The organism is Bosea sp. NBC_00550 (assembly GCF_026020075.1).
Classification (GTDB): Bacteria; Pseudomonadota; Alphaproteobacteria; order Rhizobiales; family Beijerinckiaceae; genus Allobosea.
On the sequence record NZ_CP102772.1, the window covers coordinates 3,917,114 to 3,933,853 of the forward strand.

General features: G+C 67.2%; 13 protein-coding genes. 9 read left to right on the forward strand and 4 right to left on the reverse strand.

Annotated elements, in window-relative coordinates:
• Window positions 1-145 precede the first annotated feature (145 nt).
• Together NWE53_RS18860 and NWE53_RS18865 are read left to right on the forward strand one after the other, a co-directional pair.
• The gene (locus NWE53_RS18860) at window positions 146-919 is read left to right on the forward strand and encodes a Bax inhibitor-1/YccA family protein (protein ID WP_265050899.1); all 774 of its coding nucleotides are present in this window, start codon (window positions 146-148) and stop codon (window positions 917-919) included.
• Between the two features lie 108 nt (window positions 920-1,027).
• Window positions 1,028-1,579 carry a GNAT family N-acetyltransferase gene (locus tag NWE53_RS18865; protein ID WP_265050900.1) on the forward strand — a complete coding sequence of 184 codons (552 nt, stop codon included), beginning with the start codon at window positions 1,028-1,030 and terminating at the stop codon, window positions 1,577-1,579.
• 10 nt (window positions 1,580-1,589) lie between these two features.
• On the opposite strand, the gene NWE53_RS18870 is transcribed toward NWE53_RS18865, so the two are convergent.
• Both NWE53_RS18870 and NWE53_RS18875 read right to left on the reverse strand, forming a co-directional pair.
• Window positions 1,590-1,958, reverse strand: a complete 369-nt coding sequence (locus NWE53_RS18870) for a DUF2794 domain-containing protein (protein WP_265050901.1) — start codon at window positions 1,956-1,958, stop codon at window positions 1,590-1,592.
• A gap of 360 nt (window positions 1,959-2,318) precedes the next feature.
• On the reverse strand, window positions 2,319-2,867 hold the full coding sequence (locus tag NWE53_RS18875) for a peroxidase-related enzyme (protein WP_265054948.1): 549 nt from the start codon (window positions 2,865-2,867) through the stop codon (window positions 2,319-2,321).
• Between the two features lie 178 nt (window positions 2,868-3,045).
• Between NWE53_RS18875 and NWE53_RS18880 the strand changes: the two genes are divergently transcribed.
• Together NWE53_RS18880 and NWE53_RS18885 are read left to right on the forward strand one after the other, a co-directional pair.
• Complete coding sequence (locus tag NWE53_RS18880; protein ID WP_442864849.1) at window positions 3,046-7,893, forward strand: NAD-glutamate dehydrogenase; 4,848 nt, start codon at window positions 3,046-3,048, stop codon at window positions 7,891-7,893.
• Window positions 7,894-7,907: 14 nt separating this feature from the next.
• On the forward strand, window positions 7,908-8,102 hold the full coding sequence (locus NWE53_RS18885; protein WP_265050903.1) for a Trm112 family protein: 195 nt from the start codon (window positions 7,908-7,910) through the stop codon (window positions 8,100-8,102).
• A gap of 104 nt (window positions 8,103-8,206) precedes the next feature.
• Here the strand turns inward: NWE53_RS18885 and NWE53_RS18890 are convergent, their stop codons facing one another.
• Window positions 8,207-9,454: a ubiquinone biosynthesis hydroxylase gene (locus NWE53_RS18890; RefSeq protein ID WP_265050904.1), complete on the reverse strand. Its 1,248-nt coding sequence runs from the start codon at window positions 9,452-9,454 to the stop codon at window positions 8,207-8,209.
• Between the two features lie 119 nt (window positions 9,455-9,573).
• Between NWE53_RS18890 and tesB the strand changes: the two genes are divergently transcribed.
• From tesB to NWE53_RS18905, 3 genes are all read left to right on the forward strand, one after another.
• Entirely contained in the window at window positions 9,574-10,440 is an 867-nt protein-coding gene (gene tesB / locus NWE53_RS18895; RefSeq protein ID WP_265050905.1) for an acyl-CoA thioesterase II, read from the forward strand.
• Window positions 10,441-10,678: 238 nt separating this feature from the next.
• Window positions 10,679-11,017, forward strand: coding sequence for a P-II family nitrogen regulator (locus NWE53_RS18900; protein WP_265050906.1), 339 nt, complete (start codon window positions 10,679-10,681; stop codon window positions 11,015-11,017).
• A gap of 28 nt (window positions 11,018-11,045) precedes the next feature.
• Window positions 11,046-12,521: an ammonium transporter gene (locus NWE53_RS18905; RefSeq protein ID WP_265050907.1), complete on the forward strand. Its 1,476-nt coding sequence runs from the start codon at window positions 11,046-11,048 to the stop codon at window positions 12,519-12,521.
• 75 nt (window positions 12,522-12,596) lie between these two features.
• On the opposite strand, the gene NWE53_RS18910 is transcribed toward NWE53_RS18905, so the two are convergent.
• A complete protein-coding gene (locus NWE53_RS18910; RefSeq protein WP_265050908.1) occupies window positions 12,597-12,932 on the reverse strand; it encodes a hypothetical protein in 336 nt (111 codons plus the stop codon).
• A 192-nt stretch (window positions 12,933-13,124) separates the two neighbouring features.
• Here NWE53_RS18910 and NWE53_RS18915 point away from each other — a divergent pair, with 192 nt between their 5' ends.
• Both NWE53_RS18915 and NWE53_RS18920 read left to right on the forward strand, forming a co-directional pair.
• Complete coding sequence (locus NWE53_RS18915; protein ID WP_265050909.1) at window positions 13,125-15,695, forward strand: DNA translocase FtsK; 2,571 nt, start codon at window positions 13,125-13,127, stop codon at window positions 15,693-15,695.
• Window positions 15,696-15,964: 269 nt separating this feature from the next.
• Complete coding sequence (locus NWE53_RS18920) at window positions 15,965-16,735, forward strand: LolA family protein (RefSeq protein ID WP_265050910.1); 771 nt, start codon at window positions 15,965-15,967, stop codon at window positions 16,733-16,735.
• Window positions 16,736-16,740 lie beyond the last annotated feature (5 nt).

Consider the following 16,740-nt stretch of genomic DNA (forward strand, 5'->3'; position numbering starts at 1 on the left):
CGCCCGGCCCGCCTTAACCATGGCGGGCTCTTGTAAGAACCGCAAAAGCCCCTCATATTCCGGTCATCGCGACGATCGTGCGCGAGGACGGCTGGCGCGAGGGCGCTCTCCGTCGTCCGAAACAACGTCAGGGGAAACTCTCTTAATGAGCAACTTCGACCGCAATGCTCCAGTCTGGGGTGCCGGCCGCGCACAGCAGACCAGCGCCGTCGAGATGGATCAGGGCCTGCGCTCGTTCATGCTCGGCGTCTACAACAACATGGCGATCGGCCTCGGCATCACCGGCCTCGCCGCGCTCGGCATCTCGATGCTGGCCATCGCCGGCTTCACGCCCGACGGCAAGATCGCCGGGCTGACGGCACTCGGCCAGGCGATCTATCTCAGCCCGCTGAAATGGGTCGTGATGCTCGCGCCGCTCGCCTTCATCATGCTCTTCTCGTTCAAGGCCGAAAGCATGAGCGCCGCCTCGGCGCGGACCATGTTCTTCGCCTTCGCGGCGGTGATGGGCGTCTCGATGTCGTCGATCCTGGTCGTCTTCACCGGCGCTTCGGTGACGCGGGTGTTCTTCATCACGGCCGCCGCCTTCGGCGCGCTGAGCCTCTTCGGCTACACCACGAAGAAGTCGCTCTCGGGCATGGGCTCGTTCCTGATCATGGGCCTGATCGGCCTCGTGATCGCCTCGGTGGTCAACCTGTTCCTGGCCTCGAGCGCGCTGGCCTTCGGCATCTCGGTGATCGGCGTTCTGGTCTTCGCCGGCCTGACCGCCTGGGATACCCAGCGCCTGAAGGAGATGTATCTCTCTTCGGATCTGGATCCGGAATCGGCTGCGAAGCTCTCTGTGAACGGCGCGCTGTCGCTCTACCTGAACTTCATCAACATGTTCCAGATGTTGATCAGCCTGATCGGCGACCGCCGCTAAGTCCTTAGCTTCCGGGCACCACGCCTGGACAGAGCCCCGGCCGCAAGGCCGGGGCTTTTCTTTTGGCAGGCCTTTTCTTTTGGCATGCCCGTTGCTCATCATCCGGGCATGACGACGCCTTCGATCCGCCCGGCCACTCCCGCCGATATCCCCGCCATCACCGCGATCTATGCCCATGCGGTGCTGCATGGCACGGCGTCGTGGGAGCTGGAGCCACCCGGCGAAGCGGAAATGCTGCGGCGCTTCGAGGCCGTGCTGGCGGGCGGCTATCCCTATGTCGTCGCCCATCGCGATGGCGAGCCGCTGGGCTATGCCTATGCTGGCGCCTACCGCCCCCGCCCGGCCTACCGCGCAACGGTCGAGAACTCGATCTACATCGCCCCGGCAGCCCAAGGCCTGGGTATCGGCGGCCTGCTGCTCGATGCGCTGATGACCGCCTGCACGCAGCGCGGTTTCCGCCAGATGATCGCGGTGATCGGGGATGGCACCGGCGCCTCGGTCGGCTCTCGCCGCCTGCATGAGAAGGCCGGCTTCCGCCTGATCGGCGTAGCCGAGAAGGTCGGGTTCAAGCATGGCCGCTGGCTCGACCAGATGCTGATGCAGAAGGAACTGGGTGAAGGCGACCGCACGCCGCCCAGCCCTGAGCCGAGCGGATCCTGAGTTTTAAGGCTCAGCTCACGACGCTCAGCTTGCGGTCGAGCACCTGGAGCACGCGGGACAGTTCGGAGCCGCGCTTGAGGATGAGGCCGGTCGCGGCCACGACGGAATAGGCGCCCTGCCGGCGCGCCAGGGCCGGATCCTTGACGATTCGGTAGAGCGGCATCTCCGAAGAGCGCCGGAACACCGAGAACTGCGCCGTGTCCTTCAGGAAATCGATGGCGTAGTCGCGCCACTCACCCGCCGCGACCATGCGGCCGTAGAGGTTGAGCAGTTCGCTGAGCTCGCGCCGATCGAAGGTGACGGTTGCGGGCCGGGCCGGCGACGGGAAATGGACGACCGCGCCGGCCGATTGCGATTGCGGCGTTTCGCTTTCGCTCATGGCGCCTCCCTGGCCGCCACTCAAGCGGACGACGGTGCGATGATGCGCCCGCACTGCTGCGCTGGCAAGGTATCGCGTTCGTTTGATCGCGTGCGCCCGCATTCGCTTTGGGTCAGCATTATCCGCAAATGCCGCATTTTCGCCGCGAACGCGCCAAGCGACCGCCAAGTTGCGCCGCTCAACTCCCCTCGTTGCCTCGACGGCCCGGTTTCGCTGAACGCCGGTTTGTCAGCCCCCCAGCCCCCCGGAGTTCGGGCGGAGCCGGGCCATCGAGTCGAGGCCAACTAGCGGCTGGCATTGCGCCGGCCGTTTTCTTTTGCGCGGTGCTCTCGCTCGAATCACGGCAGCTGCTCGAGATTTCTACCGCGCCTGCCGATGATACTCGGCGTTCGGCCGCATATCGACGGCCGAGGCCATCCGGTTCGACATGTTGTAGAAGGCCGCGACGGCGCCGATGTCCCAGATGTCGCGCTCGGAGAAACCGGCCTTGCGCAGCGCCCACCGGTCGTCCTCGCCGATCAGATGCGGGGTTTCGGTCAGCTTCACCGAGAAATCGAGCATGGCGCGATGCCGCGCCGACAGGTCCGCGGCCCGATAGTTCATCGCGATCAACTCACCGAGCACCGGATCGCCCGAGAGCTGGCGCACCGCCGCACCATGGGCGGCCAGGCAGTAATAGCAGCGGTTCACGCTCGAGACCGCGACGGCGATCATCTCGCGCTCGAGCTTCGACAGGCCGGACGGCGCCAGCATCAGGTCGTTGTAGAAGGCGGCGAAGCCCGAGAGCTTGGCGTCGTCATGGGCATAGGATGTCAGCACATTCGGCACGAAACCGAGCTTCTCCCGGCACTTCTCGAAATAGGCTTCGTTCTCCGCCGAGAGCTGTCCCGACTTCAGATCAAGCGCCATCACCTGCGGCGGCGCGTCCTGCCGCGCCGGCTCCTCGCCCAGCTTTGGTTTGTCATGCTTTGTAGCCATGGTGCATCCTGTCGGACCGAGGCGGCAATTTGCCGCTTTTTCGGGCAAGTCAAAGTTGAAAGGTTGCGCAGCCTATGCCATCGCTGCGGCAAAACAACTGGGGTGAGACATGGGCAAACGGGTGACGAACGCGACCGCCGAGGCGATCGCAGCCATCGAAGCCGCGGCCACCGGCCTCAAGAGCACGATGCCCGCCGAGTTTCCTCGCCTGCTTTATGGGCGCTCCGTCGCCGAAGATCTCGAAGCGCTGCCGCCGGAGATGCTCGCTCACGCCGCTGCGGCGGCCTACGAGCACCTGACCCAGCCCCGCAAGCCCGACACCATCAATCTCGGCTTCCGCGATGCGGAATTCGGCGAAGGCGATCGCAAGCGCCAGGTCACCATCCTGGAGGTCGTCAACGACAACAAGCCGTTCCTGCTCGACTCGACGCTCGCCGAATTGCAGGAACAGGGCCTCGAGCCGCGTCTCGTCGCCCATCCGATCCTCGCGGTGGCGCGCGATGACAAGGGCAAGTTCCTTTCGCTCGCCGGCGAGGCCACTGGCCGCGCCCCTGAAGGCACGCGGCGCGAGAGCCTGCTGCACATCCATATCCCGCGCATCGATACCCAGGACGCCCGCGAGAAGCTGCGCGCCGGGCTCGAGCGGGTCTATGCCGACGTCGCCATGGCCGTCGACGACTGGGCCGCGATGCGCGGGCGCATCACCGAGGTGATCCAGGCCTATCGCGCCAATCCGCCGCCTCTGCCGGAGGACGAGATCGCCGAGGCGCTGCAGTTCCTCGAATGGATCGCCGGCGACAACTTCACCCTGCTCGGCATCCGCGCCTATCGCTTCCCCGGCGGCGACGTCGCGGCCGATCCGATCGAGGGCTCCGGCCTCGGCATCCTGCGCGACCCCTCCGTCAAGGTGCTGCGCAAGGGCCGCGAGCTGGTGACGACCACGCCGGAGATCCGCTCCTTCCTGGCCAAGCCCCATGCGCTCATCATCACCAAGGCCAACGTCAAGAGCCGGGTGCACCGCCGCGTCCATCTCGACTATGTCGGCGTCAAGCTGTTCACGCCGGACGGGCGGCTCGACGGCGAATTGCGCATCGTCGGCCTGCTGACCTCGAACGCCTATACCGGCTCGGCCCGCGCCATCCCCTATCTCAGGCTCAAGGTCGCCCGCGTCGCCAAGAACATCGGCTTTGACCCTGCGAGCTATTCCGGCCGCTCGCTCATGAATGTGCTCGACGCCTATCCGCGCGACGAGCTCTTCCAGATCGACGTGGCCACGCTCGAGCAGTTCGCGCTCGACATCCTGCAGCTCACCGAGCGGCCGCGCATCCGCGCCCTCGCCCGGGTCGACGAGTTCGACCGCTTCGTCTCGATCCTCGTCTTCATCCCGAAGGATCGCTACGACACCACGGTGCGTCTGCGCGTCGGCGAATTCCTGGCGCGCATCTATGGCGGACGCCTCTCCGCCGCCTATCCGGCCTATCCGGAGGGGCCGCTCTCGCGCACCCACTACATCATCGGGCGCGACGACGGCAAAACCCCGCGCATCGACCGCGCCACGCTCGAATCCGGCATCAGCGCCATCGTCCGGACCTGGGGCGACGGCCTCAAGGACGTCCTCGATCAGGAGAAGGCCGGCCCCGCCGCCCGCGCGCTCGCCGAGCGTTATGCCGAGGCCTTCGGCGCCGCCTATCGCGAGCGCTTCTCGGCCGCCGACGCCCTCATCGACATCGAGATGCTCCAGCAGCTGACGCCGGAGCGGGCACGCTCCGTCAACCTCTACCGGCGCGAGGGCGACGAACCGACGCGCGCCAACCTCAAGGTCTTCTCGCGCGGCGCGCCGATCTCGCTCTCGGCGCGCGTGCCGGTGCTGGAGAACATGGGCTTCCGCGTCATCAACGAGCGGACCTACAACATCATGCCGCAAGGCAACGGCGCCAAGGGCGGCGAGAACGTCCGCGTCTGGTTGCACGACATGACGCTGGAGCGGGCCGACGACGGCACCATCGACATCGAACACCTCGATCCGACGATCGAGGCGGCGCTGATGGCGCAGTTCCGCGGCCTCGCGGAATCCGACCGCTTCGACCAGCTCGTGCTGGCCGCGGGCATGGCATGGCGCGAGGCCGCGCTGCTGCGCGCCTTCGGGCGCTATCTGCGCCAGACCGGCGCGCCCTATGCGCAGAGCTACATCGCCGACGCTCTGACGCGCCACCCCGATATCGCCGCTGGGCTCATCGCCTATTTCAACGCCAAGTTCGATCCGCGCAATCCGGCGGCTGAGCGCGAGCAGCGCATGGCGCAGAAGCGCGCCGAGATCGAGGAGGCGCTCGACGCCGTCACCAGCCTCGACGAAGACCGCATCCTGCGCCGCCTCATCAACCTGGTCGACGCTGCGCTGCGCACCAATTTCTTCCAGACCGGCCCGGACGGCCATCCGCGCCAGACCATCACCTTCAAGTTCGACTGCGCCAAGGTCGACGGCCTGCCGCTGCCGCGCCCGCTCTACGAGATCTTCGTCTATTCTCCGCGCGTCGAGGGCATCCACATGCGCTTCGGCAAGGTCGCGCGCGGCGGCCTGCGCTGGTCCGACCGGCCGCAGGACTTCCGCACCGAGGTGCTCGGCCTCGTCAAGGCGCAGCAGGTCAAGAATGCCGTCATCGTCCCGGTCGGCGCCAAGGGCGGCTTCGTGCCGAAGCAGCTGCCGCCGGCCTCCGACCGTGCGGCCTGGCTGACCGAGGGCACCGAGAGCTATCGCCTCTTCATCCGCAACCTGCTCGAGCTCACCGACAATCTCGACGGCGAGAAGATCCTGCCGCCGCCGGACACGGTGCGTCATGACGGCGACGATCCCTATCTCGTCGTCGCCGCCGACAAGGGCACGGCGACCTTCTCCGACACCGCCAACGCGATCTCGCTGGAGAAGCACCACTGGCTCGGCGATGCCTTCGCCTCCGGCGGCTCGCAGGGCTACGACCACAAGGGCATGGGCATCACGGCGCGCGGCGCCTGGGAGGCGGTGAAGCGCCACTTCCGCGAGGTCGATATCGACATCCAGACGGCGCCCTTCACCGTCGCAGGCGTCGGCGACATGTCGGGCGACGTCTTCGGCAACGGCATGCTGCTGTCGCCGGCGATCAAGCTCGTCGCGGCCTTCGACCATCGCGACATCTTCCTCGATCCCGATCCGGACCAGGCTACGTCGCTGGCCGAGCGCCAGCGCCTCTTCGCCCTGCCGCGCTCGTCCTGGCAGGACTACGACAAGAAGCTGATCTCCAAGGGTGGCGGCATCTTCTCGCGCCAGGCCAAGAGCATCCCGCTCTCGGCCGAGGTTCGCGCCCTGCTCGACATCGACAAGGCGGAGGTATCCCCGCCCGAGCTGATGACCGCGATCCTGAAGGCGCGCGTCGACCTGCTCTGGTTCGGCGGCATCGGCACCTATATCCGCGCGACCGACGAGAGCGACGCCCAGGTCGGCGACCGCGCCAACGATGCCATCCGCATCACCGGCAGCGATCTCCGCGCCCGGGTCATCGGCGAGGGCGCCAATCTCGGCGTGACCCAGCGCGGCCGCATCGAGGCGGCCCGCAAGGGCGTGAAGCTCAACACCGACGCGATCGACAACTCGGCCGGCGTCAACACCTCCGACGTCGAGGTCAACATCAAGATCGCGCTGGCCGGCCCGGTGAAGGACGGACGCCTCAAGGAAGACAAGCGTAACGAACTGCTCGCGGCGATGACCGACGAGGTCGGCGATCTCGTCCTGCGCAACAACTACCTGCAGACGCTCTCGCTGTCGCTGACCGAAGCGCAGGGCATCGCGGCGACGCCGGGCCTGCGCTTCCTGATGCAGACGCTGGAGCAGGACGGCCGGCTCGATCGCTCGGTGGAGTTCCTGCCGAGCGACGCGCAGATCGCCGAACGCGAGAAGCGCAGCGAGGGGTTGACCCGGCCCGAGCTCGCCGTGCTGCTGGCCTATGCCAAGCTCGCGCTGCACGACGCGCTGCTCGAATCCACTGTGCCGGATGATCCCTACCTCGCCAGCGAGCTCGTCCGCTATTTCCCGAAGGCCCTGCGCGAGGCCTATCCGGACGCCATCGCCAGCCACAAGCTGCGCCGCGAAATCGTGGCGACGCAGCTCGCCAACGCCATCGTCAACCGTGGCGGCCCGGCGCTGGTACCGGTACTGGCTGCGCTGACCCGTTCGGACGCGCCGGCCATCGCCGCCGCCTATGCCGTCGCCCGCGACTCCTTCGATCTGATCGCCCTTAACGGCGAGATCGACGCGCTCGACGCCAAAATCCCCGGCAAGACCCAAATGGGGCTCTATGGCGCGGCCCAGGAGCTCGTCACCAACCGGATGAGCTGGTTCCTGCGTCGCGGCGTCGCGAAGCCCGGCACGATCGAGCAGACCATCGCCCACTACGCCAGGGGCGTGAAGGAGCTGTCGGAGGAACTCGGCAGCCTGCTGCCCGAGGCCGCGTCGCAGGCGCGCCTTGCCCGCATCGCCGTGCTGACCTCGGAAGGCGTGCCGGAGGCGCTCGCCGCCCGCATCGCCAGCCTGCCGGCTTTGGCGGAGGCGACAGACATCGTCGACATCGCCGAGCGCAGCCAGCGCCGGATCGGCGACGTCGCCCGCATCCATTTCGGCATCGATGCGCTGTTTGGCCTGTCGAACCTGAAAACGGCGGCTGCGGCAGTGCCTGCGACCGACGACTACGAGCGCCTGGCCCGTGAGCGGGCGCTCGAAACCCTCGACGATGCGCATTCCAACCTGACCCAGGAAGTCTCCGCCTCCGGCGAGGGGCGGGGCACGCTGGAGAGCTGGCTGGCGGAGCGCGGCCAGGAGGCGGACCGGACCCGCACCACCGTCAACGCCATCGTCGGCTCGGGCCTCACCTTGCCCAAGCTGATGGTCGCCGCCGGCATGCTGGCCGATTTGCCGCGCAAGAAGAGCTGAACAGGACGAAACGAATGACCGAAACCAATGTCGGCACGCGCATAGACCCCAAGCTGCTCGAGATCCTGGTCTGCCCGCTGACCAAGGCGACGCTTGAGTACGATGCCGCGAAGCAGGAGCTGATCAGCCGGGCCGCGAAGCTCGCCTATCCGATCCGCGACGGCATTCCGATCATGCTGCCGGAAGAAGCCCGGCAGCTGGAAGACTGAATACCTCCGTCATTCTCGGGCGCCGCACAGCGGCGACCCGGGAATCTCTGCATCAGCTTGCTGGTTTCCGAGATGGTCGGGTCAAGCCCGACCATGACGCATTTTCAAAGCGTCTCGCCCCTGAGCAGCCGCGGCGGCTCACCTGCCACGCCGGCGGCTTCGCGGATGAAGAAGCGCTTCAGCCGCGGCAGCCGATCGACCAGCCCGAGGCCTAGATCGCGCGCCAGCCTGAGCGGCGTGGCGTCGTTCGAGAACAGCCGGTTCAGCCCGTCCGTCACCGCGCCCATCGCGACCGTGTCGAAGCGGCGCGCCTTTTCGTAATCCTCGAGCACATCGAGCGAGCCGGGATCGAGCCCGAGCCGGGCCGCATCGACGACGACCTCAGCCAGCGCGGCGACATCCTTGAGTCCGAGATTGAGTCCCTGCCCGGCGATGGGGTGAATCAGATGAGCGGCATCGCCGAGCAGCGCGAATCGCGCATCGACGAAGCGGCGGGCGACGCCGAACCCGAGCGGATGGGCGCTCACCGGGCTTTCGAGCGCGATCTCGCCGAGTTCCAGTCCGAAACGCGTCTCGATCTCGGCCAGCAGGTCGTCGGCATCGAGCGAAAGCAGGGCCGGCACATTCTCCGCCGTCTCGGTCCAGACGATCGAGGAGCGATGGCCGAGCTTGCCGCCATCGGCGAGCGGCAGGATGGCAAACGGCCCCGAGGGCAGGAAATGCTCGACGGCCCGGCCGTAATGCGATCGCTCATGGCCGATCGTCGCGACGATGCCGGACTGGCCGTAGTTCCAGCTGACCCAGCCGATGCCGGCCTGCTCGCGCAGCTTCGAACGCGCTCCATCGGCCGCGACCAGCAGCGCGGCCTCGCATTGTGAGCCATCGGCGAAGGTGACATCCACCTTGGCGTCCTCGGCCGCGAAGCGCCGCACGCCGATCCCGCGCAATTCCACACCGACCCGCTCGCAGGCCGCCTTGAGCTCCGTCACCAGAGCCGCGTTCTCGACCATATGGGCGAAGGGCTGGCCCGGCTCGACCTCGCCGTCGAAGGTCAGGAAGACCGGGCGCACGGCATCGCTGGTGCGGCTGTCGGAGACGATCATCTCCATCATCGGCTGGGCCGAGCCGGAAACCGCCTGCCAGATTCCGAGCGTCTCCAGCATCGCACGCGCCCCTGCCGCCACCGCATAGGCGCGGTTGTCGGCTCGCGGCGGCGCAATCACGGCCGGATCCGCCAATGTGACCGCAAAGGCGCTGCCGAGCGCCTGCTTCAGCGCCAGCGCCAGGGTCAGCCCCGCGATCCCGCCGCCCGCGATGACGATGCGTGCGCCCGAACCCTGCTCGGTGGCCATGCTGCTGCTCCCTCTGGCGTCTTGACGGCACGGGATGCCTCGGTGCTGATGCGAGACGAACCGGCTGTTCCTTGCGGGCCGCCGGCCGCTCCGTCAACCTGACAGCGATAGCCGCCGCCATGTCCCAGATCAGCGCCTCCCTGACGGCGATTCTCGACCTCGAGCCGCTCGAGCGCAACCTGTTCCGCGGTCGCAGCCCGAAATCGACCTGGCCGCGCGTCTTCGGCGGGCAGGTGATCGCGCAATCGCTCTATGCCGCCTGCAAGACCGTCGAGGTCCGGCAGCCGCATTCGCTGCATGCCTATTTCCTGCTGCCGGGCGACCCGGAGATCCCGATCATCTACGAGGTCGATCGCCTGCGCGACGGCCGCTCCTTCACCACGCGGCGCGTGCTCGCCATCCAGAAGGGCGAGGCGATCTTCGCCATGTCCGCCTCCTTCCAGGTCGAGGAGCCCGGTTTGGAGCATCAGATGCCGATGCCGAAGGTCCCGATGCCCGAGGAGCTGCCGGATCGGGAGGAGATGGCGAAAAGCGTGCTGCCGCATATGCCGGATGCCGTTCAGGCTTATTACCAGCGCAAGCGGCCGATCGAAATCCGCCCCGTCGAGCTGGAGCGCTATCGCACCGGCGGCAAGATGGAGCCGAAGTTCAACGTCTGGATCCGGGCGATGGAGGCCCTGCCCGACGAGCCCGCTTTCCACCAGAGCGTGCTGGCCTACGCCTCCGATCTGATGCTGCTCGATTCCAGCCTGATCGCACATGGAACCACGGTCTTCGATCAGAAGATTCAGGGCGCCAGCCTCGATCATGCGCTGTGGTTCCACCGGCCCTTTCGCGCCGATGACTGGCTGCTGTACTCGCAGGACAGCCCCTCGACCTCTGGCGCGCGCGGCTTCTCGCGCGGTCTCGTTTTCGATCGCCAGGGCCGGCTCGTCGCCTCCGTCGCCCAGGAAGGGCTCATCCGGCCGAGGCCCGATCTCGGCTGACGATATTTTGAGCGGCTGCTTCTCCGTTAATCTGATGCCTATTTTATAGGCAATCCTTGCTTGCCTCACCTGTGATTCCCGCCCTCTGACCTCCGGATGCCCCCTTTCGGGCTCCCGGAGCGGGTTGGCACGCGCCTTGAATTGAGCGCTCCGGTGCACTGCGGTCCGCAGGGCGCGCGAGCTTCAACGAGATCGCCGGGGCTGACGACCGGGCGGCGCAGACGGGGAAACCCAGCACATGAAAATCGTGATGGCGATCATCAAGCCGTTCAAGCTGGAGGAGGTGCGCGACGGGCTCACCGCCATCGGCGTCCACGGCCTGACGGTGACCGAGGTGAAGGGCTACGGCCGCCAGAAGGGTCATACGGAAATCTACCGCGGCGCCGAATATGCCGTGAGCTTCCTGCCGAAGATCAAGATCGAGGTCGCCGTCTCCGACGAGCTCGTCCCGCAGGTGATCGAGGCGATCACCGCCGCGGCCCGCACCGGCCAGATCGGTGACGGCAAGATCTTCGTTTCGTCGCTTGAGAAGGCCGTGCGCATCCGCACCGGCGAGACCGACGCCGACGCCCTCTGAGCCCCGACCCCTTCAGGAGTTTTAGACGATGAATTTCAGGACTTCCTTGCGGGCCGGATTGGCCGGCCTCGCGCTGGTCGCGCTCTCGGCCGGCGCAGCGCTCGCCCAGGCCCCCGCGGCGCCGCCGGTTCCCAACAAGGGCGACGTCGCCTTCATGATGAGCTCGACGGTCCTCGTCCTGCTCATGACCGTTCCCGGCCTCGCGCTCTTCTATGGCGGTCTCGTCCGCTCCAAGAACATGCTCTCGGTGCTGACGCAGGTCTTCGCGATCGTCAGCGTCGTCTGCATCCTCTGGGTCACCTATGGCTACTCGCTCGCCTTCACCAATGGCGGCGGCCTGAACGACTTCGTCGGCGGCTTCTCGAAGGCGTTCCTGAGGGGCGTCGACGCGACGACGGTCGCGGGCACCTTCTCGAACGGCGTCTACATCCCCGAATTCGTCTATATCTGCTTCCAGATGACCTTCGCCTGCATCACGCCGGCGCTCATCGTCGGCGCCTTCGCCGAGCGCATGAAGTTCTCGGCGCTGCTGCTGTTCAGCGTGCTCTGGGTCACCTTCATCTATTTCCCGATGGCCCACATGGTCTGGTACTGGGGCGGGCCTGACGCGGTCGGCAATGCCGCCAAGGCGCTCGCCGAAGCCGGCGCGGACGGCAAGACTGCCGCCCAGTCCGCGCTCGACGCGGTCAATGCCGATGCCGGCATGCTCTTCAAATGGGGCGCGCTCGACTTCGCCGGCGGCACGGTCGTCCACATCAACGCGGGCATCGCCGGCCTCGTCGGCTGCGTGCTGATCGGCAAGCGCATCGGCTACGGCAAGGAGCTGATGGCTCCGCACTCCCTGACCATGACGCTGATCGGCGCCTCGCTGCTGTGGGTCGGCTGGTTCGGCTTCAACGCCGGCTCCAACCTCGAAGCGAACGGCACTGCCGCGCTGGCGATGATCAACACCTTCGTCGCGACCGCTGGCGCCGCCGTCGGCTGGCTGTTCATCGAATGGGCGGTCAAGGGCAAGCCCTCGATGCTCGGCATGGTCTCGGGCGCCGTCGCCGGCCTCGTCGCCGTCACCCCGGCTGCCGGCTTCGCCGGGCCGATGGGCTCGATCCTCCTCGGCATCGTCGCGGGCGTCGTCTGCTTCGTCTTCTGCTCGACGGTGAAGAACGCGCTCGGCTACGACGACTCGCTCGATGTCTTCGGCATCCACTGCGTCGGCGGCATCATCGGCGCGATCGCGACCGGCATCCTGGTCAACACCACGCTCGGCGGCGCCGGCATCCCGGACTACTCGACCAAGCCCGGCGAGCTCGTCGTCGGAGCCTATGAGTTCGGGCCGGCGGTGATGGCGCAGGTCAAGGCCGTGCTGTTCACGCTGGTGTTCAGCGGCGTTGGCTCGGCGATCCTCTACAAGATCGTCGATGTCGTCGTCGGCCTGCGCGTCACCTCCGATCAGGAGCGCGAAGGTCTCGACATCGCCGAGCATGGCGAGCGCGCCTATCACGACTGATCGCCGCGCGATTCACGTGAAATCATCACCCCGGCGGGCGACCGCCGAGGTTTTCTTTTGCGCCGGGGACGGCTTTCAGCCCGGCTCGTTCAGCACGATCTCCAGCACCTGCACGCCTTCGGGCAGCTCGATCAGGAATTCGGCATCGCGCGGCAGGTGGTGGATCCGGCGCGGATCGGGCCCGGCAAAGCGCGACATCGCCTCGACGCTCTCCCAATAGGAGATCGTGACGAACTCGCTCTCGGTCTCCCGGTCTTCCCGAAACATCTGCGCGCCCAGCGCCTTCTCCTGCAAAGGCGTCACGCCTTCCTTGCGGAGATAGGCCACATAATCCTCCGCCTTTTCGCGCGTCGTGCGCCCTCGCCAGATTCGGGCGGTGCGGGCCTGCTTTGTCCTGCTCTCGTCGGACATCGGTCGTTCCTCACGGTTTCCGCCATCCCCGGAGCAAGCGCGGGGCGCCGTCCGGGGTTCCCAGGCTCCCGACAAGACGCGTCAGCAATCCGCGATACGTCTCAAGGTTAAGCGGGTCTTAACCTCGCCTTCCTAACCTCTCGCTGATGGCCGGATGATGCGGCCCCGACAGTCCGGATAACCCGAAGCCGCATGCGCACCATCCGCCGCTCCCAATCGCTCATGGACCGCCTGCCCGATCCGGTGCGGGAGTTCCTGTCGCGCCGCGCCTCGGAAATGACCGGGCTCGGCGTGTTGGCCTTCATGGTCGCGATCGCCGTCGCACTGGCGAGCTGGTCGGTCGACGATCCCAGCCTCAACAACGCCACCAGCGGCGCGGTCCGCAACTGGCTCGGGCGCCCCGGCGCCATGGTCGCCGACCTGCTGATGCAGCTCATCGGCCTCGGCGTCATCGCCCTGCTGTTCCCGCCGATGATCTGGGCGCTCAGGCTCATGCGCTTCCATCTCTTCGATCGTGGCGCGCTCAAGCTCGGCCTCTGGGTCGTCGGCGTCGCCGCGACCGCCGCCGTCGCCAGCGCTCTCCCGGCAACGCCGCGCTGGCCGCTGCCGACCGGCATGGGCGGCGTCATCGGCGACGGCCTGCTCTTCGGCACGCGCAACATCGCGGGCATCGCCGGCAGCGCCGTCGGCAGCCTCGTCGGCTTCCTCTATGCCGGCATCGCCATCCTGGCCGTCACGGCCGCTGCCGGCTTCGGCTTTGTCACCGACGAGGATCCGGCGCTCGACAGCGACGAGGCGGAGGACAGCTGGTCGGACGGCGAGGAGCGCCGCGACGACGAGCCCGGCATCACCGTCATCCTGATCGGCTGGCTCGCCCATGGCGCCATGGCCATGCGCGCGGCGATCCTGCGCCGTCTGCCGCAGCCGCCCGAGCCGGTGGTCGACACGGGCGTCGCCCCGCGTGATGAAAATGGCCGCGTGCGCCGCGAGCCGCAGTTCGGCGAGGCTCCCGCGGCCCGCCGCACCAGTCCCGCTTTCGATCCCGAGCCGCTTCCGGGCGCCCGCCCCGCCGTCGCCAGCCGCCCGGCCGATGATTTCGATGCGCCCTTCGATCTCGATGACGAGCCGCAGGACCTGCGCGATCTCAACGCCCCGCGCGTGGCCATGCCGCGCGGCGCGCCGAAGCCCGGCAAGCGCATCCAGCGCGAGGCCCAGCCCTCCCTGCTCGACCGCGAGAGCTTCGAACTGCCGCCGCTGACCTATCTGGCCGAGCCGAAGAAGGTCGCGGCCAATGCGGTCTCGACCGATGCGCTGGAGCAGAATGCGACGCTGCTCGAAGGCGTGCTCGAGGATTTCGGCGTGCGCGGCGAGATCACTCAGGTCCGACCTGGCCCGGTCGTCACCCTCTATGAGCTTGAGCCAGCCCCGGGCACGAAGTCGTCCCGCGTGATTTCGCTAGCCGACGACATCGCGCGTTCGATGAGCGCGGTGTCGGCGCGTGTCGCGGTGGTGCAGGGCAAGAACGCCATCGGCATCGAGCTGCCCAATGCCAGGCGCGAGACGGTGTTCCTGCGCGAGCTGCTCGCCAGCCAGGATTTCGAGGCGACCAAGCACAAGCTCGCGCTCTGCCTCGGCAAGACCATCGGCGGCGAGCCGGTGATCGCGGATCTGGCGCGCATGCCGCACCTGCTCGTCGCCGGCACCACCGGCTCGGGCAAGTCGGTCGCGATCAACACCATGATCCTGTCGATCCTCTACCGGCTGAAACCGGAGGAGTGCCGCCTGATCATGGTCGATCCCAAGATGCTCGAGCTCTCCGTTTATGACGGCATCCCGCATCTGCTCACTCCCGTCGTCACCGACCCGAAGAAGGCGGTCGTGGCGCTGAAATGGGCGGTGCGCGAGATGGAGGAGCGCTACAAGAAGATGTCGAAGCTCGCGGTGCGCAACATCGACGGCTTCAACGCCCGCGTCGGCGAGGCCAAGGCCGCCGGCGAGGTCATCACCCGCACGGTCCAGACCGGCTTCGACAAGCATTCGGGCGAGGCGATCTACGAGGAGGAGGTCATGGACCTCGAGCCTCTGCCCTATATCGTCGTCATCGTCGACGAGATGGCCGACCTGATGATGGTCGCCGGCAAGGAGATCGAGGGCACGATCCAGCGCCTCGCCCAGATGGCGCGCGCCGCCGGCATCCATGTCGTGCTGGCGACGCAGCGGCCCTCGGTCGACGTCATCACCGGCACGATCAAGGCGAACTTCCCGACCCGGATCTCCTTCCAGGTCACCAGCAAGATCGACTCGCGTACGATCCTGGGCGAGATGGGCGCCGAGCAGTTGCTCGGCCAGGGCGACATGCTCTACATGGCCGGCGGCGGCCGCATCACCCGCGTGCACGGCCCCTTCGTCTCGGACAACGAGGTCGAGAAGGTCGTCGCCCATCTCAAGACGCAAGGCCGGCCGCAATATCTCGACGCCGTCACCTCCGAGGAGGAGGAAGCGGGCGAGGACGAGGACGGCGCCGTCTTCGACAAGACCGGCATGGGTTCGGTCGAGAGCGACGACCCCTACGAGCAGGCGGTTGCGGTCGTTCTGCGCGACAAGAAGGCCTCGACCTCCTACATCCAGCGCCGCCTCCAGATCGGCTACAATCGCGCCGCCTCCATCATGGAGCGCATGGAGAACGAGGGCATCGTCGGACCCGCCAACCACGCAGGGAAACGCGAGATCCTGGTCGAGACCCAGAACCAGCATGACGAATGAGGCGGGCGAAGCGAGGCAAGCTCTTGCAGCCGCCGAGGCCAGTCCTCAAATTGCCATGACGATGCTGCAACCTCGGCAGCTGACCACGCGTTGAACCTTCGGCAGGCCGGCATCCGTCGATCCTCTCGCCGTAACGCGTTTGCAAGCTGCGGCATGGGGATGGCCGGGGCACAGGGAGTGGAGCAGCCTTGCTCGATAGATTGACCCCGGCGGTCCGGACTGCGTTTCTGGCGACGACGGTTTTCGGTTGCGCGATCGCAGCCGCTCCGTTGGCTGCCCAGCCCCTCCAGCTTCTGCCGCCCAAGCCGGTCGCAGCCAAGCCCGCTGCCCCGCGCCTCGTCCTGCCGCCGCCACGCCCTGCCAATCTCGGAGTGCCGCGAACCGCCGCCGCGGATGCACCCGCCGTGCAGCCCGCCTCGTCCAGCGCAGCCGCATCCACGGCAGCATCGGCGCCGGAGTCGGCACAGCCTGCGGCTACCCCCGCAAAAGCCAAGGGCACGGCGCCTGCGACCCAGGAAGAGGCGATCGAGCGGCTCAACACCTATCTCAACAGCTTCGCCACGCTGCAGGGCAATTTCATCCAGTTCGCCGCCAATGGCCGGCGTCTCGAAGGGCGCATCTACATCCAGCGCCCCGGCAAGATGCGCTTCGAATACGAACCGCCCACGACCACCGAGGTCATCTCCGACGGCACCTCGGTCGCCGTCCGCGACAAGCGCCTGGCGACGCAGGACATCTACTCGATCGGCCAGACGCCGCTGAAATTCCTGGTGCGCGAGCGCATGGACCTCGCCCGCGAGGGCACGCTGAAGGGCGCGAGCATCGACGGCGACATCCTGTCGGTCAGGCTGGAGGACCGTTCGACGCTCGGCGGCACCTCGAAGATCACGCTGAAATTCGATCTCGTCGCCAACGAGCTCCGGCAATGGATCGTCATCGATCCACAGGGCTACGAGACCTCGGTCTCGCTCTACAATCTCGACACCCGCCGCCGGCCCGATCCGAAGAATTTCGTGATCGACTACCAGCGCACGCTCTGACGCGG

Bases quoted from the DNA above. Each gene is read 5' to 3' on its own strand.
- NWE53_RS18905 (WP_265050907.1), top strand. From the start codon at position 11,046: ATGAATTTCAGGACTTCCTTGCGGGCCGGATTGGCCGGCCTCGCGCTG.
- NWE53_RS18900 (WP_265050906.1), top strand. From the start codon at position 10,679: ATGAAAATCGTGATGGCGATCATCAAGCCGTTCAAGCTGGAGGAGGTG.
- NWE53_RS18880 (WP_442864849.1), top strand. From the start codon at position 3,046: ATGGGCAAACGGGTGACGAACGCGACCGCCGAGGCGATCGCAGCCATC.
- NWE53_RS18910 (WP_265050908.1), bottom strand. From the start codon at position 12,932: ATGTCCGACGAGAGCAGGACAAAGCAGGCCCGCACCGCCCGAATCTGG.
- tesB (WP_265050905.1), top strand. From the start codon at position 9,574: ATGTCCCAGATCAGCGCCTCCCTGACGGCGATTCTCGACCTCGAGCCG.
- NWE53_RS18860 (WP_265050899.1), top strand. From the start codon at position 146: ATGAGCAACTTCGACCGCAATGCTCCAGTCTGGGGTGCCGGCCGCGCA.
- NWE53_RS18875 (WP_265054948.1), bottom strand. From the start codon at position 2,867: ATGGCGCTTGATCTGAAGTCGGGACAGCTCTCGGCGGAGAACGAAGCC.
- NWE53_RS18915 (WP_265050909.1), top strand. From the start codon at position 13,125: ATGCGCACCATCCGCCGCTCCCAATCGCTCATGGACCGCCTGCCCGAT.
- NWE53_RS18865 (WP_265050900.1), top strand. From the start codon at position 1,028: ATGACGACGCCTTCGATCCGCCCGGCCACTCCCGCCGATATCCCCGCC.
- NWE53_RS18885 (WP_265050903.1), top strand. From the start codon at position 7,908: ATGACCGAAACCAATGTCGGCACGCGCATAGACCCCAAGCTGCTCGAG.
- NWE53_RS18870 (WP_265050901.1), bottom strand. From the start codon at position 1,958: ATGAGCGAAAGCGAAACGCCGCAATCGCAATCGGCCGGCGCGGTCGTC.
- NWE53_RS18890 (WP_265050904.1), bottom strand. From the start codon at position 9,454: ATGGCCACCGAGCAGGGTTCGGGCGCACGCATCGTCATCGCGGGCGGC.